Genomic DNA, 21,472 nt, shown 5'->3' with positions numbered 1-21,472 from the left:
AAATTACCGATTCTCACCACTTTGCTGCCTAACTGTTTCTCATTTTCCCGGTCGAAAAGCCCGGATGAGACAAAACTTTTTTATTCAGCTGAACTGGGCTATATTCAATTCGTCGAGCATCTCCGGCGACGGCCGGGTGGTTTGCAGATCAAACCCAAGCTCAGTTAAGTAATCGTCAACAAGCAGCTGAAGGTCGATGGTTGTGCCCTCTGCATCCCCGCCGCTGACAGTCGGACATTCCAGGACACGTTCGGGAAATCTTGTCTTTCTGAAGTTTATCCCCGCCTTGAGATTGAACAGATGCCTGAGCACCGCTATCCGCTGGCCGACCTTCATGAATTCATCTTCCGTCCATTGAATGCCGTCGACAGCCGTGAGAATTTTCGGATACTCTTTATAGTCGACGATGGAAAAACAGAAGGTGCAGATACCGGCGCAACTGAGCGCGTGAACCAGGTTCACATTTTCTCTATGATATTTTCCCCGTCCGGACAGGTTGTCGTTGGTCATTTCAGGCTGTGCGTACCCGGCAACGGGAAAGGTAGTCGATCCCTGGGTATGTCTTGCCGGAGTCGCATCGGAATAGTAAGCAAGAGCAAGTCCCGCCGACCATCTCGGATCATGGGCAGGAAGCGCCTCGTTCCTTACAGCCATCACGTACCGTTCGGTGTCTCTGCCGAAAACCTCTACTGCATGGTTGAACCCTTTTTGCAGTATCCCCCCCAAGCCTTCCCCGCTGCCTATCTGTTCCACCAGGGCGACAATGCATTCAGGATCCCCCCATTTAAGCTCAAGACCGCCGGTATGTTCCATGGTGATGTAGCCGTTTTCAAAAGCCTCGATGGCATATCCGCAAAGACCGCCGCAGCCTATGGTGTCCATGCCGTAACGATTGCAGATGTCATTGATCCTGACCAGGGAATCTGGGGATTCGTTGAGCAGGTTGCAGCCGGTCATCGCCATTGATTCGTATTCGGTCTTGTGAACAGTGGTCTGCGTACGGTACCTGCCCTCTTTCACCTGTTCATGGCCGCCGCAGCCAATGACGCAGCTTGAGCAACGGTATTTTCCCTCCCGGAAATTCTCCATAACTTCCTCGGAGACACTTTCGGCATTTTTGAGCAGCTCCCCCGTTTGCGACCAGTTCTTTACCGGGGCGTCACCAACCGACACACAGGTCTGGTAAAACATCGACGTCCCCCGTTGCGACAACCCCTGGCCAAAGGGACTGTCGGCAATTGATTGCGCCGTCTTCTTCCGCCTCCGTTTGAAAACCTCCGGGTCGGCAACGTTCATCTTCTTTTTCCCGGCCACAACCACGGCCTTGACGAGCTTTGACCCCATAACGGCGCCAAGAGCCGACCTGGCTGCGATCCTGCCCTTATCAGTCGAGATACCGGCGATCATCGACATTCTTTCACCGGCGACTCCTATACAAGCTACCTCGCAATCATCCCCGTGAATTTTCTTCAGCTCATTTTCTGTTTCGTAACAGTCTTTTCCCCAGATGAAATCGGCCACTCTCAACTCGGCCTTTTGTTCATCGATAAAGAGATAAACCGGACTGTCGGCTTGTCCGCAAAACAGAACCGCATCACACCCCGCTTCCTTTAATTTTCTACCGAACTTTCCGCCGCTGTTCGCATCGCCCCAACCGCCCGTGGACGGTGATTTTCCAAACGCCATGTAGCGGTCTGCAGCAACGGCTCCCGTGGCAGAAAGATATCCGGATGCAAGCCCGAGAATATTTTCCGGCCCCAGCGGGTCAGCGGCCGGATCCATTTTCTCCATCAACAGCCTGACACCGAGTCCATAGCCGCCCAGATATTCACGGAACAAAGATGGAGATATACCTTCGACCCGGATTTCGCCCCTGGTCAAATCCACTTCTATCAGTTTGCCGTTTGCACCATTCATGGCTTCCTCCACTCATTTAGCAACAACCCCGCAAAGCTTCGTATTTCACCCCGGAGAGCTACCAGACCGCCGGAGTCCAGACAAACAGGACTTCAGCGGTCTCATCACCGCTGTTTCTCCACCTGTGGGGCGTATTCCCGTTGAAATAGAACGAATCACCTTCTTCCATGATGTAGGTCTCACCCGCCACCTCAAACTCGATTTCCCCCTTGACGACCATGAGAAACTCCTCACTACCGACAGGATGAACGATCTTTTCCTCATTGTTGGAGTCACCACCGGGCTCGATCACTGTCAATATGGGCTGCATCTTCTTCTGGTACACGGCCCGGGTCAAAAAATGGCTTTTTGTTTTCCCGTCAGGATAGTTGATAGTCCGGCGGCTGCCCTTCTTAACCAGGCTTTCGCTTTTGATAATTGCAGGACTGGTCTCCATTTCCCCTTCCGTTTCTTGGGATCCGGCCCTGTTGTCCTGGAAAAAGTCGGTGATAGGGACCCCGAGGGCTTCCACCAGCTTTCCGAGCATGGTAACCGAGGGCTTGGTGGCGTCGTTTTCCAGTTGCGAAATGTATGATTTCGAACACCCGACCATGTTCGCCAGCTGTTCGATCGTTAAGTTGTTATTTTTCCGGGCCTGTCTCAGTTTTTCACTGAAGGAGAGCTGCATGGTTATCCCCCTGAGGCTGTTCATTAGATAGTTTTCATGTTTACAACTGACTGCCAGCACCGGTTTCTCTCCAAATTCAGCGGATCCCTAAACCGGCAACAGGCGTCGCTTCAGTCCAGTATCCATGTTTACCATTTTCCCCGAAAAATTACTTAACAAAAACAACTTCGACGTTGCTTCCGTCCACGTCATTATTTAACTAATACTAAACTTGTATAGTAAACAAACCATCATCGTCATATTCTGTCAAGTTATTTTTCAACGCATCTCACCACGGCAACGTCATTTATTGATTTATCCATTTAACTACAGCTTGTTACGCCGGACAAACAAGTCCAGTGAATATTCACCATTACTACACTCCAATCTTTCCCGGATAACACTGTCTTCCCTGTACGGAAGAATTGAAAAACAAGTCGTTTTTTCTAAAATTCCGAAACGTTATCAGTTCTTCACCACAAGGTTAAGTAAACAACTTAACTTTTTTATCAAACTTCATTCGTTTTTTTCCTGCACCAGCGGCGATCTTTTACTGGGGCCGCATGGCTGTTGCTGGCAGCATCGATTTTCTTTACTGGCGCGGGCCATTTTGCCGCGCCTTGGTGTGCGCTTAGGAGGTCCTTTTCACTGTCCTGGTGACGAAAAGACAAGAGGAGATATGCGGGGGATATGAAAGGAGAAATCAGCGGGTGAGCACACCGCCGCCCCAAGGCTTAATATAGAACCTGAGGCGGCAGTGCGCCGGGTCAAGGTACCGTTGCCGGCTTATGCTTATGCCGACCTGGCTCGATAATTCTTTTACCTCGAGGATCCGGCCTGCTCTGTTTGCAGCGAGGCAGAGCAGGCCGGACTCTTTTATTTCTTGATGATGTTATGTTCAGGGCCGAAAGGAAATTTGGTTATGTTTTCCGCCCCATCCTCTGTTACCACAAGGATGTCGTGTTCACGATAACCTCCTGCCCCCGGCATCCCTTCCGGCAGCATGATCATCGGCTCAATTGAAACCACCATGTTTGGTTCGAGCACCGTTTCTATATCTTCCCGCAGTTCAAGCCCGGCCTCCCGCCCGTAGTAGTGGCTCAGCGTCCCGAAAGAGTGGCCATAACCGAAGGTCCGGTACTGCAGCAGGTCATGCTTCTGAAAGACCTTGTTCAACTCCATGGCAATGTCGCAGCACCTGACCCCGGGCCTGACCAGCTCAAGCCCCCGGCGGTGAACTTCCACATTGGCTTCCCAGACCTCAAGCTCTCTTTTACTGCAATGTTCTACAAACAAGGTCCGCTCAAGCGCCGTGTAGTATCCTGAAATCATGGAGAAACAGTTAAGACTGAGGATATCGCCCGGCTCCATAACCCTTGTGGTGACAGGATTATGGGCGCCGTCGGTATTGAGGCCGGATTGAAACCAAGTCCATGTATCCATCAGCTCTGAATGGGGATATCGCCTGGCAATTTCCCGTATCATGGAGCGCGTTGAATGCAGGGCCACTTCATGTTCGCAAACCCCGGCGGCAATTGCCTCGACGCAGGCAAACCCTCCGATGTCGCTCACTTTTGCCCCGTTCTTTATCAGCTCAATTTCCTCATTGGATTTTACCATCCTCATGCCCATTGCGGCCTTGGCAATGTCCACCAATTGAACCCCGGGAAGCGCATCCTGAACTTTTTTATAGTTTTCCAGATTTATGTGGTCAAACTCCACTCCAACCCTTTTTTTGCCTGCAATAAGTTTCTGTACCGCCCTGAAGTAATTATCCTTCTGCCAGTCGGTGTAGACGATATTGTCACCATATGTCCGGCGCCAGGGCTGGCCTCCGTCGATATTGGCGCTTATCGAGGTCGATTTTTTTTGGGTAACCACGAGTCCGTATGGACGACCGAAAGCGCAGTAGAGGAAGTCACTGTAGTAGTTGATATTATGAATGGAGGTAAACAGTACCGCGTCGATGCCCTGCGTTGCCATATGTTCCCTCAGGCCTGTGAGGCGACGCTCCATTTCGTTTTTCGAAAAGGTTGGCTCAACCTTCTCTCCGTTATAGATGGTTTTGAGATCGGGCATGAATTCTCTCATGTTGAGATCCATTGTCGGATGAGTCTGACCACTTTGATAATGCATAATTTTTCTCCTGAGTTAAGTGTATTGGCTATTGCTGATAACATTGAGACAAAACCTGATACCCCGGCACAGATACGGAAATTACGACATCCGTCTTGATACGAGTTGCGCTATTTTGCCGGTTCTCGATGCCGGTTATACCGCGTGATTACAGACAAAGATATCGACCTACCTCATCGGTTCGCATTCCCTCCAATTTGTGTTTTTTTTGTTGCTGCCAGAGAGGCTCTTTGTTAACTCAAAGCAGCCCTTTGCTCCATTTCACGGACAGGCTCGTTTTCTTCTTTACACTGAGCTGCAAAGGTGAGCCTGCTTACAACGATATAAAGACCAATACCCACGACATCACCGATCAGCGGAGAGACGACCCAGCCCATATCGGTAAAAAGAAGAAGGCATCCCGCCGCACTCCCTCCACCAAGCATGGAAATCATGGCACCAATGGAGTTACCACGCCATAACGTCCCGATAAAAACCGGACCTGCCATTGCCGCCTGCAGCGTTCCTGTACCGAGTATGGAGATAAAGTTCAAAAATGCGGGCGGTGCAGACAACATCGCGACAAACCCGATAATTCCCATTACCACCACTGCGGATCGATTGATAATCAGCACCGCTTTAGAAGAATAGAGTTTCTTGCCCATTACCGCCTTGCGCAGGTCATGGGAGACCGAGGCGGAAAGTACCTGAAGCACCGAATTTGCGGTGGAGCCCATCGCAAAGACAATGAACAGGGAGATGATCCCGCTGAATATTCCGGGCATGAAATTCTGCAGATAAATGGGCATTGCCATATCTGCTGAGCCAAGAGGAGGAATAACGCCCATGTTTTCCTTTACTCTTACATAGGCGCCGACAAGCGGTATAAGAGAGAGAACCATACCAAGAGGAACGCTGATGGCTCCTATGTGACGCCATTTTACATTCTCGCGCACCCCCAGAAAACGAACGCACATATAGGGCAGTACGGCAGCAAACATAAAAGCATAAGGCGCGACCAGAAACGGTCCGATCCTGGCATGGCCGTATGGCCTGCCACTGGTGGGATTTACAAGTTCCGGATCAATCGAGTTCATCTTAGCCACCAGGTCTGCAAGCGACATATCGCCGAAAATCTGCAACAAGATGACCACACATCCCAGAGACATGCCGATCACCATAATGGTATCGGTCCATGCCACCGCCGCCAATCCGCCCATTGCGGTATAGGTGATGATTATGACAAGCATCAGCAGCGCTGCCATATTAAATGAAAGACCGAGCCACTTGGAGCAGATCAAACCCAGCGCCTTGGTTTGGGCCACCATGAAAACGACCATCAGGATAATATTAATGATAGCTGCCGTCCCTTGAACCAACGGTCCCAAAGGATCATTTTCCGATGTCTGGTGGCGCTGCCGGATATATTCAGGCAGCGTCAGACTACCTATTTCTCCGGCTCTTGTCCTGAGATAATTACCAAAAAACAGTATTGCTGCAGTAATGGAAAGACTGAAGAAAAAATTAGCAAGCAGTTCGGTAAATCCATATTCATAGACCACACCGGGGGCGCCGACAAAACCCCAGCCACTGAACCCGGTTGCCATTATGGTACCCGCCATGACAAAGGGGCCAAAACTCCTGGCCCCCAGCAGAAAGCCGGCCTCATCATCTGAACTTGCTATTTTGTTCGCCCTGATCCCCAGATAGACCAGCAGCAACATTCCGACAGCCATGATGATCCAGTTTGTAACCATAACAGACACCCTCCTTGACTATGTGTTTTTCTCATCGCTTCTTCTTTTTCACAAAAGCATGAAACCGTTGTTACGATATCCGGCTCAGGTTTTACAACCGGACGAGTCATCATCCTGCGGCCCCCTGTCCCTGATCGATTGATAGATGTACGCTATCACCGTCATTGCAACGAGCAGGACATTACAGCTGGCAAAACCTGTCAGAACCCACGAATCGTAAATCATTTTGTCACCTCCTTTTTTTTGATCTTATGGAAACAAAGCTTAGCACAAAATCGACAAATCGTGTTATCAAATAGATGTCAGTATATTGTTAGTAAAAAACTGATAGTAGCAGGAACATTAATGACCGATTACAGTACGCCTTGAAGTTCACAAAATGGCTAACCGGAGGGATGTTTTACGATGATAAAACGAACCACAGACCAGGTGCAATTAACTAACAGCAAGCCGGAATCGGCAGATCGTCCCGGCTTTATGGATCTTGACCAGCTTTGCGCCATTTTTTCAGAATCCATTGTTCCCACCCTGATCCGCGATACCCAGAGCAGGCTGAACGTTTTTTACAACGACGCCATGGAAAAACTGACAGGCTATTGCCACAGCGAAGTCCGCGACATCGAGACGTGGATTACCAAGATCTATCCCGACAGGAAAATTCAGATCGAGGCTCTGCGTAAAATTTCCAGAAGCGCCCAAAGGCAGCTGATTGTCAAAGGGGAAGAGTCGATCATAACCCGCAAAGACAACTGTCAAAGAAATGTTGAATTCTCCATCTACAACGTTACCCTGGGACAACACCAGACAGCCTGCCAGATTCTGCAGGGGATGGATGTAACCAGTCACCGGAACATCCAGAGAGAATTTCTGCGGGTAAACAGTGAGCTGGCCGCCTTAAACCAACAGCTGGAAAGTCGTGTAAAAAGACGAACAACGGAACTGAAAAAGAGCCAGATGCGGCTGGAGATGGCTCTTGAAGGGGCGAAAGAGGGGCTGTGGGTGATTGACTTTACCGAAGGCAATATGAATTTCAGCAGACATTCGGCCAAGATGCTCGGATATGAGCTTGATGACCTGGGTACCACATCAAACAAATGGGATCAGATAACCCACCCGCAAGACTGGCCGAAGGTTGAACAGGCGCTCAAGGATCATTTCGAAGGAAAAACGGAATATTACGAACAGCAGTACAGGGCCAGGACCAAAAGCGGCAAATGGAAATGGGTTCTGGGCCATGGCCGCGTCACCAGAAGAGATGACAAGGGAAACCCGATAGAGGCCATCGGCACCCATGTTGATATTACCGAGTTGAAACAGACCGAACTCCGGTTGCGAAAAAGCGAACAGAAGTTCAAGCTGCTTGTTGAAGACGCCCCGTTCGGACTGCTTATTCTTGATCAAAAAAGGCAGATTGAATATTTCAATCCGAAGTTCAAGGAGTTGTTCGGTTATACCGCCGAGGAATTACCCGACCTCGACAGCTGGCTCGACAGAGCCTATCCCGACCCCAAATATCGCGAAACTGTCGCCCGCACCTGGGAAAATATATTTCAAAGAAACTTCAGCTTAGTAAACGGAGAGGTCGAACCGTTTCACTTTACCGTCCGCTGCCGAAACGGGGATGAAAAAAATATTAAATTCGATCACGTCTACTTAAAAAACAATAAATATCTTGTCTGCTACGAGGATGTCACCGCCCGAACTCTGGCGGAAGAAGCGCTCAAGGTACGCGAAAGCGAACTGGAACTGAAAAACGAAGAACTCAAGGAAATGAATAATGCGCTGAGAGTTCTCTTACAAAGAATTGAAAAGGACAAATCGGTGCTTGAAGAGAAAGTCTTATTAAACATCAAGGACCTGGTCACTCCATACCTTGATTCATTGGAAAACACCCGCCTGAGTTCACGGCAGCAGAGCTATATAGAGATCCTCAAATCAAACCTCAACGAGATCGTATCGCCATTTTCGAGAAAACTCTCGGCAAGCCACCTGTACCTGACACCCAAAGAGATCCAGGTGGCCAACCTCATAAAAGAAAACAAAGGCACCAAGGAAATAGCCGAGTTACTGAATATTTCGATCAGCGCGGTGCAGTTTCACCGGCACAACATCAGAAGAAAACTGGGCCTTGTCGACAAGAAAATCAACCTTATGTCCTACCTGCGATCCATTGTCTAGACCAGACAGCGACCAGAGGGCTGCCCTTATCCAGACAGAGCCAGGGTACGGAGCAACCCGTACATCGCCCCGATCTCTTGTGTCGGGCGCCCGGGCCGGCAAGCTATCTGGAAATAACCTTTTTGAAATTACTGCCAATAAGGGATGTGAGGCTGGCCAAGACGGAAGGCAGTTGAATTCCTCCCGGAAAAACCAGATATTTAGGCCTCCAGACCGGAGCAAATTTGTTTTTATAATTTCTCAAGCCACTGAAATTATAAAAATATTCTCCATGTCGATAGACAAAGGTGCCTATATTCCCCCAGAGCGAACTTACCTTTGCCGATTCAAGGCCTGCAAGAGGAACCATGCCGAGATTAAACCAGTTGTACCCCTGTTCCCGGCCCCAAAGCATTATTTCACAAAACAGATAGTCCATGATTCCATTTGGGGCAGCGGCAAGATATCGCATCAGGTCAACGGACAGTTCTGTTTTATCGCCCCCGCACCAGAGGTTGACAAAAGCGAGTATCTTGCCTTGGAAGCGAACGACAGCCACCGGAAAACTACAAAGATAGTGTTCATTGAAAAAGCCCAGGGAGAATCCCTTCTCCCCTGTTTTTTTATCGGCAAGCCATTGATCGGAAATATTTTTAAATTCAGGGAGGACACCGGGAATCTCATCCGGGGGCAGGACTTCAAAACGATAACCGTTTTTACGAAACCGGTTGCAGACATTTCGAAAGCCCTTGTTTCTGCTGCCCTCCAAAGTAAATTCAGCAAGATTCACCCTTCCCTCTTCTCCAATCTTGAGAACAGTCATCCCCATATCGATATACCAGGAGAGGTTGCCGGCATCGACTTCATGAAAAACGGGCCAGCACCCAAACTGTTCAGCAGAATTCTTGAACTTCCAGATCAAATCGGCAGCCTCTTCCCGCTCTCCGATCGGATCACCCATGGCTATCCAGCTCTTCCCCTTGACTCCGTACATTATAAATGTGCTGCCACTTTCACTGAACAACAGAGACTTATCACCAAGCAGCGCCAGATATCCGCTGGTATCCGGACTGGCTGAGGCAATCCTGGCAGCCCTGGCAACATCTTCCCAGCCGGGAGTTGCGAAAATGGGGTGATAAGGCCGGAAGAGTCTCGCAGTGGCGTAGCATAAAGCCAGGACCGCCGCTCCGACCGAAGCGCGCATGAAACGCGGCGCGTCTCCATGCAGGGCAAATTGCCACCAGAGATCATTGGAATATGTCTGATGGCGGTAGACAAACAGGCCAAGACCGACGCTACCGCAAAAAATAATCAACAACGTGGCAAGCCATGAAATTTTTATCGGCTCGATGAGGATAGACGTCTTGCGAAAAAATTGATTTCTACTCACAGAGAGCGCAACCAGCAGGATGGACAACCATGAAGCCTCTTCATAATCCAGCCCTTTCAGCAGGGAAAAAAGGATCCCGAGCACAAGCATCAATATCGTCAGATAATATGCCATATCGAGCCTCCGGCGCAGACCGGCGGCAAGTATAAGCAGGCTCATGCCAACGACGCTTCCCAGAAAATGCGAAACCTCCAGAATCGGTAATGGCAAAAAGTAGCTGAGCCAGGAAAGTCGTGCAGCCAGTGGAGGGATTGTGCCAGAAAAAAGCAGAATGGCTCCGGCAACAAGCGTTGCCAGCGCAAGAACCTGGGGGATGAACACAGACATGATTTTTTGGATTGAGGCAGATATCCTGGCGATCATGCCCAGCCGCCGATAAACCTCCAGACCGCCTAGAACAACAACAGATACAGTTAGCGGCAACAGGTAGTAGATGCACCTGAACAAAAGCAGTGAACTGATAAGCTCAATTCCCCGGGCATAAGGTGTCAGCATCACCAGCATGACACTTTCAAAAACCCCGAGACCGCCAGGTACATTGCTGACCAGACCCAGTATCATAGAGATCAGGAAAAGAGTTACGACGCTGGCAAACGGCACTGAAATTTCAGGCATCAGGACATAGAGCGCGGCTGCTGCAAAAAGAAGATCAGTCGCGGCAACAGCCACCTGTCCCATGGCAAGCCGGGGGGCAGGAAATGCTACATCCCAGCGCAGAAACCGGACCGGTTTACAGACCAGAGCGGAAACTGCCAGATACCCCCCGACAACCAGAAGAAACAGCACCCCAACGTAGCAAAAGACGGTTGTCTGGGCTAACGGGAAGGAAAAAATATGGCTCGGGGGAGCAGCTAAAAGACCTGCCCCCGTGAGGAATAAAAACCCGAGCCAGAACGAGGCCATGCAGAACCAGACAATCCTGGCTATTTCAAGACTGGAGAACCCCCATCCCGAGTAAAACCGATAACGTATGGAGCTGGCGGTAATAATCGACAGACTTCCGGTATTGTTGGCGAACGAATAACTGATAAAAGAAGCCAGAGCGACCTTTTTATAGGACAACGATTTCCCGATATGGATAAAAGCAAGGGTGTCGTAGAAAGTGAGACAGAAATAACTCAATGCAGTAAAACAAAAAGAGAGAAGAATCCTGGATGGCGGGATTGCGTGGAGAGCTTCTCTTATTTCACCAAAATGATATTCACTGAGCAGCCTGTGCAGAAAAAAGAGTGCGACAATAAAGAGAGACAGGGCAAAAAGAGATGTTGTCAATTCACGCAATTTGTAATTCACAAAACTACCTATCGGGTATCATTTGCCAGTTCCGACTTGAGCTGGTCGGATGCATAAGCAGGGAGACGGAAAGAAAGAGACCTCCTGTGATGAAAATTGTTTTACAGGAACTGCAGTGACAGCATGCCACGGGTATGGTGCATAAAATCACAGCCACCAGGCGGCCCCATACGAACAGTATGCATCATATCGGGCTTGATATCCATAAAAAGCTAATCAGTTACCGGGCGAAAACCTGGTCGTTGGAGTTACTGTTGAGCAGGAGAGCATCTCTGTAATGCGGGAAATTCGCGACAGGTGACTGCTTAACAAAAACCTGCCTGGCAGCAGCTGTGAATGGATCGGTTAGTACCGGTTGGATATTTATACCGCAGCTAAGACCAGATCTGACCAACACCAGTGCTGACGTGGTGTTTGCCAGATCATGACTGTCATGAATACAACCCGGGCAACAGGTGCCTGTTGCCTGTCGCGAAGAGGTTTACAGGGTGATTACCTTGTCCGCCAATTGCATCGTGCAGACGATGTCGAGCATGTTCGTGGTCTCACCGACCCGCTTTTGGTCCAGTATATCGAAATGATTGAGGCAGGTGCCGCAAACAAGGATTTTACAGCCCGCAGCTTCGTAGCGCTTCAGCTCTTCGAGCACCTCCGAGCCATCGACGGTGAGCTTCACCCCGTTGTTCACCAGCACGATCCGCCACAATGCGGCCCCCATCTCCTTCAGGGTATGCATGAAACTTACCATCAGCTTTGAACCGAGCACGTCGTCGCCGGAACCGATCCGGTCCGTTGTGCACATAACCATGATTTTTCCGTCGGTCGCTAAAGGCTCGGCAACGGACACGGGCGTCACGGAACTTCCTGCACCACGCCTGCCGATGACACCGTAGTCGTTTCCGACCCGCTCAAGCACCACCTGAAACCCCTGGGATTCGAGAAATCGCAGAACATTTTGCTGGGCTGAGGGATTATCCACCACCACCCTCACTTCATTGGGACTCCCATCCTGCAAAGCCTCCCTGGTTTGCAGCACGGGTGCGGGACAGGCGAGCCCCCGACCATCGATCTCTTTCATATCAGTATCCCCTGGTTGAAAACACTATCCATCATAAATGTACAAAGATCAGACAACCGAAATTATCTCTTGCCGGTTGTCCACAATTTCGCCGATAACATCTGCACTGGCAACCCCGCCGCCCTTTAAGGCCGCAGCCAGATCCTGGCAATGCGAGTCGCAGACACTGATCAGGAGACCGCCTGATGTCTGCGGATCGAACAACAGGTCCTTCACCATGCGCGGAACTGCCTGGTCAAAAATGACCATCTGTTTACGAAATTCCCAGTTGTTATAAGCACCTGCAGGAATGAGCCCCATGGCGGCAAATTCCTCGGCTCCGGGGATCACCGGCACCCGGGCGGAATTGATCCTGGCACTGCAGCCGGATCCGCTTACCATCTCTGCAAGATGGCCGAGCAGGCCGAAACCGGTCACATCGGTACAGGCGCTGACATCAAAATCCGCCATGATCCTGGCACCATCACGGTTAAGCGCGGCCATCAGCAGGGACACTTCTTCCGCCAGGTGCGCAGATACCATATCGGCCTTGACCGCGGTGTTGATGACACCTGTACCGATTGGCTTGGTCAGAATCAGCCGGTCTCCAGGCCGCAGATTCTTTTTGGCCAGTACCCGGTCCGGATGCACCACACCGGTAACGGACAATCCGTATTTGATCTCCTTGTCCTCAATGGTGTGGCCGCCGATAAGAACCACTTCAGCCTCCTGGAGCTTGTCGGCGCCGCCTTCGATGATCTTCCGCAGGATACTGAGATCCATCGTGCTGGCCGGAAAGGCAACGAGGTTCATGGCCGTTTTCGGCGTACCGCCCATGGCGTAGACATCACTCAAGGCGTTGGCGGCGGCAATCTGGCCAAACCGGTACGGATCGTCCACGATCGGTGTAAAAAAATCGACCGTCTGAATCAGCGCCAGATTCTCTGATATTCGATACACACCGGCATCATCGGCCCGGTCAAGACCGATGATAACATTTTCATCGGATGGAAACGATATGCCGCACAGTGCCTTCTCCAGGTCCCCCGGAGCCAGCTTGGAGGCTCAACCGGAACCGGCAACCGTCTTGGTGAGCTTAATGTTTTTGATATTTTCCATTACAGTGTTCCATTGATCGCATTGTTGTCGATTTCTCCAACCGGGTCATGCCAGGATGCTTTATGAATCCGGCGGGTAAACGAAACATAGTTTTCAGCATCATACTGATGTATTACACGTAACTGTCACCCATTCCCGGTAACTTTTTAGCCCAGAATGGCCGCCGGGTCAATATCTCCGACAGCAACCGCTTCAACGCCGCCGGCAAAAACGATCGTTTCTTCTCAAGAAACTCGATTGATCATCCCAACGGCTCACCGGAAAGCGCTCATGTGCAGACCTCGGGCGATCTCTTTCCGGTCAACACAGATCTCATCCACCAACTTTTTGGCATTTTTCATCGGGTCGAATCCGGTGAGCGCCTGACAACGTGCTGTTACCTGCCCCATCTCATCGACCATCACCAGCTCGATCGTGCGAGATCCTATGTCTATTCCGGCAAAACGTATTACCACCTGTTGTGTCCCAGGTTAGCTCAGCTGCTCGATAAACGCTTCAACACGTGTCTTCAGCTGTCCGACATCCTCCATACTGTAATCGGTCTCTATACGCAGACAGGGGATATTTTTCGCCTCCAGCTCTTTTTCAACCGGAATTGATTCCATCAGGTACGGTTGGCAGAACTGCAGACCATAATGAATAACACCGTCGGCCCTGTAGGCATCGACCATTTCCAGGATATGATCCACTCGGTCCCGGTTAGGCGTAAAGATGGCGCAATCCACCTGGAAATAGCGTTCGACAATGGCGTCGAGCAGCTCTTCGACCGTTTCGCCGGAATCATCGGTCGGGTTGCGGGCGCCTCTTTCTCCCACGCAGGATTCCTCACCCACAATGACCGCACCGGAGGTTTCCACAATCATGGGAAGCTTCCAGTTGGGCACCGCCTGGGGACATCCGGAGACGAGAATGCGCGGGGTCTTGTCCGGAAACACCCCTCCTTTGTCAGCAATCCGCTTTTCCAGTTCATCGCAGATCCTGTTTACCGACTCGGTGAACCTGGCCGGATTGTCGTAAAAGAAGACCTGGTTGGCCAACAGGGCATCAAGCCCGGAAATCGGGGCTGGGTTCGCTCTTCGCAGAGAAGAAAGCCTGTGGATAGCGGAACGTTTGGCATTGACTGTATCGATCGCATCCTTCAGTGATTTTGCGGTAATCTTGACACCGGTAAGTTTTTCAACCGCAGCCTGAAAACGGATGTATTCGGATCTGAGCAGTGATCTGCCGACTTCCGACTTGACCTGCGGCAGATCCATGACATAGAGATTTTCAACGAGCTGACCCAACGATTCATAAGCCTTCTTTTTACCGTCACAGGTGTTTTCGCCCACGACCATATCGGCGCTTTCCAGATAGGGACAGACCTTGCCGATCTTAAAGCCAAACGCGGATTTGATCAGGGCGCAGGTATTGCGGGGGAGCAGTTTTTCAACCTCTTCGGTAGCGAAATCCGCACCGGAACAAAGACCTACCAGGGTGGCGCCCGCCGCCAGAACAATCTCTTCGGGTACAAAAACACAATAGGATCCGATGATTTTGCGACCGGCTTTTTTCTCATCGAGCAATTCCCTGATTCGCAACCCGTGTACCTCGCTCATCACAAAGTCAAAATATTCCATCCCCTGCGGACGGTTTTTCTGCGCCAGGTAAATTTCCTGATAAGCCTTGCCCAGAACCCCCAGCAGGGCGTCGTGCGCCGCCGGATCAAGCCCAAGCTCGTCCCACATGGATCGATAATCTTCACTCATTGTCAGCTCCTTTCAATTTTCATAGCGATTATTCATTTCGGCAGCACCACCGAAAGTCACACCCAATTACATACAACCCCCCGATATGTCAAACTGGAATATCCGATACAATCACATGATTTCATCGGGTATTTCAATCGACACCCAGGGAGCCAACGAGGTCACAATCCGGTATAGCAGCAGTATGATCTGGACAACAGAGGTTTTGGCGAAGCCAGCGAAAAATAAAACATATTTTTGTTTTCCAAGACCGGGCTGACAAGAATAATTTTCCATTTTGAAAAATACTGAATGTGTTGCCGGAAGCGGCTTGTCATTAAAGACGGATCATATCTTTTTATCGCCGGTCGCAACCAGCACATCCTGACACATTTTACAGCCGCTCTGTCATGTTGGGATATTTTACATAACAAAGATATAACTATTTGTAAACACAGAACAATAATGTTACTTGTCATATCCATATTCAGCTCGTATAAATACTCTATTAATGATGTTTTACTGTGGCGGTTCAAAATATAAATTTGACTTTCACTGTCATGGATAGTTATGCCCAGGTGTTGGATATCTCGTGAATGAGAAATATGCGGTAACCAGAAGGAGGAAGAATGGAAAATAAAAGACGAGAAGTACAAAAAGATGAATCTGCTGCCCGCTCACGCAGAACAGTTGTAAAATCCTTAGTGGGAGGGGTGGCTGCATTTGCAGCCTATCATGTTTTGCCAACGAACTGGTCAAAGCCGGTAATTGAACAGATTGTCGTGCCCGCTCACGCTGCGACTAGCGGCGTCACGCTTCATGACCCGTGTACCGTGACCTATCTTGAATCTGTTGATCCGGGAAATGATGCCTTCAATGTTTTCGGTTACGTGAGCCCACCAACTGCCGGGCTCACGGTCAATGTCTCGATCACATCCAGCATTACAGCCACATCTACAACGGTAGACACAAACACAGGAACAACAACCACCCAGGCAGATGGTACATTCTCACTGGACATAACTGTTGGCAGTGCCCTTGGAGCGGCCGACAGGGTCGATACTACGACCACTGTTACAGGGGCCGATGGTTCTGCAAATTGTTTTAGCATCAGGCCTCCTGAAGATTAAATCTGTTTTTTGGGACCTTACAATGGATTCTGAAAACTACTCTCCAGAGTCCATTGCTGTTTTCAACCTGCCGGTTTTAAGCTGTTCGATCGACAAAACAGAACAGTTCAGGTGTAATCAAATCTATCAGCATAAAATATTCACGCCGACTGACTACCTGTCTAGCTAATACCACAAAAGCTTTAGCAAAGATCTCCTTTCTTCCGAATGTGCGCCCCCAGTTAATCTCATAGCAATTTTTACAAAACAGCAGATACCAGTACAGCGTTTACTCAAAAAAGGATGGGAGACATATGGAAATTCGATTCTCACAAAAAGAGAAATATTTCCGGATTTGAAAATACACATTAGCCTTGGCAACGAATTAAGACATCATGGCAACCGTTCTTATCTAATTTTATCTGGATCATTTTTTTCATTTTTACGTTTATTTCAACGACAAAGATTACTAGATAGTCTGTTAACAGATTGTTTTATATGGATTTTCCACACTACTTATTTTTATTTGGCCGCAACTTCCTCATCGTTCAGAAACATAATTTGATATATTGAATAGTTTACTGAAATGATTGGATTAAGCCCAAAAAACTTAAACAAAGTGCCATTCTAAAATCAGCAGTAACAAGATCGAGAAAAATATGATTCTGCCTTCTGTTCAAATATTAATTTTCTCGATTTTTGCTGTAAAGATTGTGGTAAAAAACAAGCAGACTCGTTGGTAGCAACAGTGCAGTCAAGCAAGTATTTTCCATACCTTACTTGAATTGCACGGCCCAGTGCTACACTGTAGTGCACTGAAATTACAAAATATTTATTGACTTGTCCGGAACAATGCGTTTTACTTTGACCCGCTTAGGTGCTTATTGATGAAAATGAGCTAAGAGGGAACTCAGTGAAAATCTGAGACGGGCCCGCCGCTGTGACCGGGGACGAAAGCTGCATCAATGTCACTGACCTTGAGATTTTTCGGGTTGGGAAGACGCAGTCAGTAGAATGAGCCGGGAGTCAGAAGACCTGCCTAGGCGTTGGTGAAGCGACTGCGAGGACGGCGGCGTACCCATTTATAATGTCTGTGGATAAAAAGGGATATCCCGGATCGATATTATCGATCCGGGATTTTTTTTTTACCCGTCATTAAATTACCGGCTTCCTCAGTTGAAATCTGAACTCGTAATGAAACAAATCGAGGAGGTTCGATTTGGAAAGCCGGATCTATCTGTCTCTTATTTTTATCTGCAGCCTGCAACTTGCATACTGCCTCCCTGTTTTAGCAACAGGTGTAGAACAGGAGGTTGTGCAACCTGTTAAAGAGGCTATTGCCCTTCGTCAAACAACACAAAAACAAGAAGAGCAATGGCGGGCTGAAAAAGAAGAACTCACCTCTCGCCTTGATCAACTTCTGTCGGCCAATAAAGAACTGACCGGTCGTAAAACCGATCTGGAACGACAGGTCGATGGTGCCAGGGAACGCATTGCCCTGAAAACAAAACAACTTGATGATATTGGTCGCATAACGGATGAAATATCGCCTGTTACCAACCAACTATATGAGCGGCTTGAGGCGGTTGTCGTCAAGAGTTTGCCATTTTTGCCATTGGAACGGAAAAAACGCATCGCAGCTCTCCGTCCTATCCTTACCGATCCTTCCGTACCGATAAGCGAGAGATATCGTAAAGTCATGGAGGCCTTTCTGGTGGAAACTGAATACGGCTTTACCTGTGATGTATACCAACAAACCATTGACGTCAATGGTCACCCCATACTGGTAGATATATTCCGATTAGGCAGGCTCGCCCTCTTCTATCTCACACTGGATAAAAAGCGTTGCGGTCATTACAACGTCGCCGCCGATTCCTGGCAGCCTTTGTCTCTTGGCTATCTCCCGCAGATGAAAAAGGCCGTGGCAATAGGCCTGAAGCAAATGCCTGTTGAACTTTTGGATCTTCCGATAGGCCGGATGGTGAAGCAATGAAGATAATTAAACATACCACACTTTTGTTTCTTTCCTCGTTCCTGTTTTTCATGGCATTGCCTGTGGCGGCTCAGGATATGCGAGCCTTACAGGTTGAGGTCAGGCAAGCAAGAGAACAACTGAACCGTAAAGCCCGGCAGGAACAGGAGGAGGCTGAACATATCGAGGCCGAGAGTCGCAGACGCATCACTCGCGACAAGAATTCCTTAAAGATGGAAATAGCCAGGATAATAGCACTAAATGACAATCTCTCCATGGAAGTGAAACGACTGGAAACAACTTCCGAGGAGTTGGCAAGACAGGAACATGATCTGAGCGAGCGGTTTGAACAGGTCGACACAATGGTTCGGGAACTGGCAGGTGTTGTCGCAAGCAGCGCCAAAGATCTTGCCAGCCTGATCGAACAAAACGGACAGACTGGTCTTGGTGAAGAGGAATACCTTTTCCTGGATGAAATAGCTAAGAACGTAAAGTTTCCGGGTATGAATGAGGTGAATGCTCTGCACGGAGCGCTTTGGGCCCAGATCCAGTCGACGGGAGAGGTGTTCCTTCAGCCTGGTTCGATTGTCGACCGGACAGGTCTTGAAGTATCAGCCGAGCTCCTTTTTGTCGGACCTTTTTCCGCAATGTACAGAACCGGCGGAGAAACCGGATTCCTAAACTACTCATCTTCGGGTAACCAACTTTATGCCCTTAACCATCTCCCGCCAAAAAATATCCGAAACGATATAACCGGGTACATGGATAGCGCCCGGGACAGCGTACCTGTCGACATTTCCGGAGGGACGGCTCTGCGCCAGCTCTCTTATCGGCAGAGTTTTGTCGAGCGGATCGCCGGGGGCGGTCCCATTGTCTGGCCTATTCTTGCAATCCTGGTTATCGGCCTGATCATCGTCTTTGAAAGGGCAATCACCCTGCTGCATAAACATCATAAAAAAATACCTCTGTTCAAAAAAATCAAAAACCGGATCCAGGCAGACGACTGGAAGGGGTGCGAACAAGCCTGCCTGGAATTCAGCAAAAAACCGATTGCACGGGTACTGATGGCGGGAATCAAGTCACACCACCTGCCACGAGAGGACATGGAAAATGTGCTGCAGGAAGCGATTCTCAGGGAAATCCCGGTATTGGAAAGGTTCCTTTCAACACTTGGCATGCTGGTCGCGATCGCTCCCCTGCTGGGTCTTCTGGGTACAGTCACCGGGATGATCAATGTATTTCATGTGATCACCTTAAACGGAACGGGAGATCCCCGTCTCATGTCAGGCGGTATATCCCAGGCACTGGTCACTACCATGTTGGGACTTGGCGTCGCGATTCCCTTGATGCTGCTCCATAACGTACTCAACAGAACCGTGGATCGGATGATAGCCGAGATGGAAGAAAAAGGGGTAGCTCTGGTTAACCTTATCCATAAACAAAGGAACTCGGCATGATTGCGGATCTCGTACTGCTCCATCATCGGATTCTCGACTATTTTCAAACCGGTGGACCGATCATGCCGCCTCTCTTGGTGATCAACTTTATCATGTGGGTACTGATCGTTGAACGGGCATTATTTCTACGCAGGCTGGGGAGGAAAACCATGAAGATGGTAACTGCCTGGGAGTATGTCGTCAAAAATCACATGCCCGATCCCACTATATACAAAGGCGGAATTGCGCTTCTTGTTGCCCGTTTTCTGCAGGAACGCAGCGGCAACCCGACCCTTGACCGGTACATTCTCGACGAGCTCGTTCTGACCTTGAACCGATCCCTGACGCGGTTTCTACCGTTTATCGGCGCGCTTGCCGGAGTGGCACCGCTTCTCGGTCTGCTGGGAACCGTGACCGGGATGATGACTACTTTTGACGTTATGTCAACATACGGAACCGGCAATGCCCGAGCCATGTCGAACGGGATTTCGGAAGCTCTTATCAGCACCGAGACGGGACTGGTTATCGCCATTCCGGGTCTGTATATGAAGGCATTTCTTGATCACAGGGCACAAAATTTGATGAAGCGGATCGCCGCCGCAGGTTTTTACCTAAGACGTCAGCTTTAAAAGGACAAATTATGCTGAATATCACTGCAGCAAGGAAAGCAGCTCGCAGCACGCCGATGCTCGACATCGCGCCTCTGATCGATATGGTTTTCATTCTGCTGATCTTTTTCCTGGTCAACACCAGTTACGTCAAGGAAACCGGTATCGATGTCAACCGGCCTACCGCGTCTTCTGCCTCTGCGAAAAATCAGACCGCCATCCTCATCGCAATCGATCATGAGAACAGGGTTTTCATGGAACGAAGAGAAATAGACCTGCGGGCGGTACGGGCCAATGTGGCCAGAGCTCTCGCTGAAGCCCCTGAGAGTCAGGTGGTGGTCGTTGCCGACAGGGCAAGCAGTACAGGCATTGCCATCAGAGTGATGGACAGCTGCCGTATGGCCGGAGCAGATAACGTCTCGCTGGCGGCAAACCTGCCGCAAGAATCATGATGTGGAAAATTCCAGTAAAGAACCCAAAAGATGAGCACAACAATTGACATCAACAAGCAGTTTATCCACCGTCAGCGAACAGCTCTTTCCCTGGCGGTGGTGGTTGCAGTTATACTGAACGGTTGTCTTTTTGCGCTCATGCCAGCTCTTATTACCAGTGACGCAAACGATCAGCTGCCCGCCGCTGTTGTTTCACAGGTCAAAGTCGTCCGCTTACCTGGAAGAGTCGTTACCAGAAAGGTTAAGCCTGTAGAGGAGGAAAAGCCGAAAAGCGAACTTCGAACTTCGGCGAAGTCACAGCCTAAGCCGATACCGAACCTCTCTCTTTCCTTTGTCACCAACTCCAAGTTACCCGAGAAGCCTTCTTCGCTGAGGCTGCCTCCGCCAAATACCGCGTTGGTTTTTACTCCGGTGGTGGGAGATGTTTTTTCAGCAGGAGAACTTGATGTTCCGATGACTATTCTGGCAAGGACGCCACCTTTTTATCCCTTGCGGGCACGCCAGCGAGGAATTGAGGGGTGGGTCAAAGTGAAGCTGCTTGTTGATGAAGAGGGAAATGTCACCGAGGTTTCAATTGTTGAAGCACAGCCGGAAGGTGTTTTTGAAAAGAGCGTCAGGCGCTGTGTTGGCAGCTGGCGATTTCAGCCGGGTACTGTCGAAGGGACACCGGTCAAAGCCCAGGTGGAAACCACTGTCAAGTTTGAACTGGAGTAGGAA

At 49.6% G+C, this 21,472-nt stretch carries 17 protein-coding genes and 1 riboswitch; of the genes, 7 read left to right on the top strand and 10 right to left on the bottom strand.

Features of this window, described 5'->3' with window-relative positions:
* Positions 1 to 84: 84 nt before the first annotated feature.
* The 5 genes from BLQ17_RS13465 to BLQ17_RS22650 all read right to left on the bottom strand — a co-directional run bounded on the left by BLQ17_RS13465 (position 85) and on the right by BLQ17_RS22650 (position 6,660).
* Positions 85 to 1,917 carry an aldehyde ferredoxin oxidoreductase family protein gene (locus BLQ17_RS13465; RefSeq protein ID WP_092223699.1) on the bottom strand — a complete coding sequence of 611 codons (1,833 nt, stop codon included), beginning with the start codon at positions 1,915 to 1,917 and terminating at the stop codon, positions 85 to 87.
* Between the two features lie 58 nt (positions 1,918 to 1,975).
* A complete protein-coding gene (locus BLQ17_RS13460; protein ID WP_092223697.1) occupies positions 1,976 to 2,608 on the bottom strand; it encodes a helix-turn-helix domain-containing protein in 633 nt (210 codons plus the stop codon).
* A gap of 831 nt (positions 2,609 to 3,439) precedes the next feature.
* Positions 3,440 to 4,642 (bottom strand): M24 family metallopeptidase, encoded by a 1,203-nt coding sequence (locus BLQ17_RS13455; RefSeq protein WP_092223788.1) that lies wholly within the window; start codon positions 4,640 to 4,642, stop codon positions 3,440 to 3,442.
* Positions 4,643 to 4,932: 290 nt separating this feature from the next.
* Positions 4,933 to 6,435, bottom strand: coding sequence for a sodium:solute symporter family protein (locus BLQ17_RS13450; protein WP_092223695.1), 1,503 nt, complete (start codon positions 6,433 to 6,435; stop codon positions 4,933 to 4,935).
* 84 nt (positions 6,436 to 6,519) lie between these two features.
* Positions 6,520 to 6,660 carry a hypothetical protein gene (locus BLQ17_RS22650; protein WP_176761229.1) on the bottom strand — a complete coding sequence of 47 codons (141 nt, stop codon included), beginning with the start codon at positions 6,658 to 6,660 and terminating at the stop codon, positions 6,520 to 6,522.
* A gap of 180 nt (positions 6,661 to 6,840) precedes the next feature.
* Here BLQ17_RS22650 and BLQ17_RS13445 point away from each other — a divergent pair, with 180 nt between their 5' ends.
* Positions 6,841 to 8,613 carry a PAS domain S-box protein gene (locus tag BLQ17_RS13445; protein ID WP_092223693.1) on the top strand — a complete coding sequence of 591 codons (1,773 nt, stop codon included), beginning with the start codon at positions 6,841 to 6,843 and terminating at the stop codon, positions 8,611 to 8,613.
* A gap of 103 nt (positions 8,614 to 8,716) precedes the next feature.
* On the opposite strand, the gene mprF is transcribed toward BLQ17_RS13445, so the two are convergent.
* From mprF to BLQ17_RS13420, 5 genes are all read right to left on the bottom strand, one after another.
* Entirely contained in the window at positions 8,717 to 11,275 is a 2,559-nt protein-coding gene (gene mprF / locus BLQ17_RS13440; protein WP_092223691.1) for a bifunctional lysylphosphatidylglycerol flippase/synthetase MprF, read from the bottom strand.
* Between the two features lie 481 nt (positions 11,276 to 11,756).
* A complete protein-coding gene (gene yedF / locus BLQ17_RS13435; protein WP_092223689.1) occupies positions 11,757 to 12,353 on the bottom strand; it encodes a sulfurtransferase-like selenium metabolism protein YedF in 597 nt (198 codons plus the stop codon).
* Between the two features lie 48 nt (positions 12,354 to 12,401).
* A complete protein-coding gene (gene selD, locus BLQ17_RS13430) occupies positions 12,402 to 13,451 on the bottom strand; it encodes a selenide, water dikinase SelD (RefSeq protein ID WP_092223687.1) in 1,050 nt (349 codons plus the stop codon).
* Positions 13,452 to 13,705: 254 nt separating this feature from the next.
* A complete protein-coding gene (locus tag BLQ17_RS13425) occupies positions 13,706 to 13,906 on the bottom strand; it encodes a hypothetical protein (RefSeq protein ID WP_092223685.1) in 201 nt (66 codons plus the stop codon).
* 15 nt (positions 13,907 to 13,921) lie between these two features.
* Positions 13,922 to 15,199 (bottom strand): double-cubane-cluster-containing anaerobic reductase, encoded by a 1,278-nt coding sequence (locus tag BLQ17_RS13420; RefSeq protein ID WP_092223683.1) that lies wholly within the window; start codon positions 15,197 to 15,199, stop codon positions 13,922 to 13,924.
* Between the two features lie 608 nt (positions 15,200 to 15,807).
* Here BLQ17_RS13420 and BLQ17_RS13415 point away from each other — a divergent pair.
* The 6 genes from BLQ17_RS13415 (at position 15,808) to BLQ17_RS13390 (ending at position 21,469) form a co-directional block, all read left to right on the top strand.
* The gene (locus tag BLQ17_RS13415; protein WP_092223681.1) at positions 15,808 to 16,308 is read left to right on the top strand and encodes a hypothetical protein; all 501 of its coding nucleotides are present in this window, start codon (positions 15,808 to 15,810) and stop codon (positions 16,306 to 16,308) included.
* A gap of 837 nt (positions 16,309 to 17,145) precedes the next feature.
* Positions 17,146 to 17,344, top strand: a riboswitch (cobalamin riboswitch).
* A 162-nt stretch (positions 17,345 to 17,506) separates the two neighbouring features.
* Positions 17,507 to 18,280, top strand: coding sequence for a DUF3450 domain-containing protein (locus BLQ17_RS13410; protein ID WP_092223679.1), 774 nt, complete (start codon positions 17,507 to 17,509; stop codon positions 18,278 to 18,280).
* Positions 18,277 to 19,716, top strand: coding sequence for a MotA/TolQ/ExbB proton channel family protein (locus BLQ17_RS13405; RefSeq protein WP_092223677.1), 1,440 nt, complete (start codon positions 18,277 to 18,279; stop codon positions 19,714 to 19,716). The genes BLQ17_RS13410 and BLQ17_RS13405 overlap by 4 nt, the downstream gene beginning before the upstream one ends.
* Positions 19,713 to 20,324: a MotA/TolQ/ExbB proton channel family protein gene (locus tag BLQ17_RS13400; protein WP_092223675.1), complete on the top strand. Its 612-nt coding sequence runs from the start codon at positions 19,713 to 19,715 to the stop codon at positions 20,322 to 20,324. Before BLQ17_RS13405 ends, BLQ17_RS13400 begins: the two co-directional genes overlap by 4 nt.
* Before the next feature lie 11 nt (positions 20,325 to 20,335).
* On the top strand, positions 20,336 to 20,755 hold the full coding sequence (locus BLQ17_RS13395) for an ExbD/TolR family protein (protein ID WP_092223673.1): 420 nt from the start codon (positions 20,336 to 20,338) through the stop codon (positions 20,753 to 20,755).
* 30 nt (positions 20,756 to 20,785) lie between these two features.
* Positions 20,786 to 21,469, top strand: a complete 684-nt coding sequence (locus BLQ17_RS13390) for an energy transducer TonB (RefSeq protein WP_092223671.1) — start codon at positions 20,786 to 20,788, stop codon at positions 21,467 to 21,469.
* Positions 21,470 to 21,472 lie beyond the last annotated feature (3 nt).

Origin of the sequence: Desulforhopalus singaporensis, assembly GCF_900104445.1 — a bacterium.
Lineage (GTDB): Bacteria > Desulfobacterota > Desulfobulbia > Desulfobulbales > Desulfocapsaceae > Desulforhopalus_A > Desulforhopalus_A singaporensis.
Note: the sequence above shows the minus strand (reverse complement) of the source record. Positions and strands in the feature narration are given on the sequence as shown.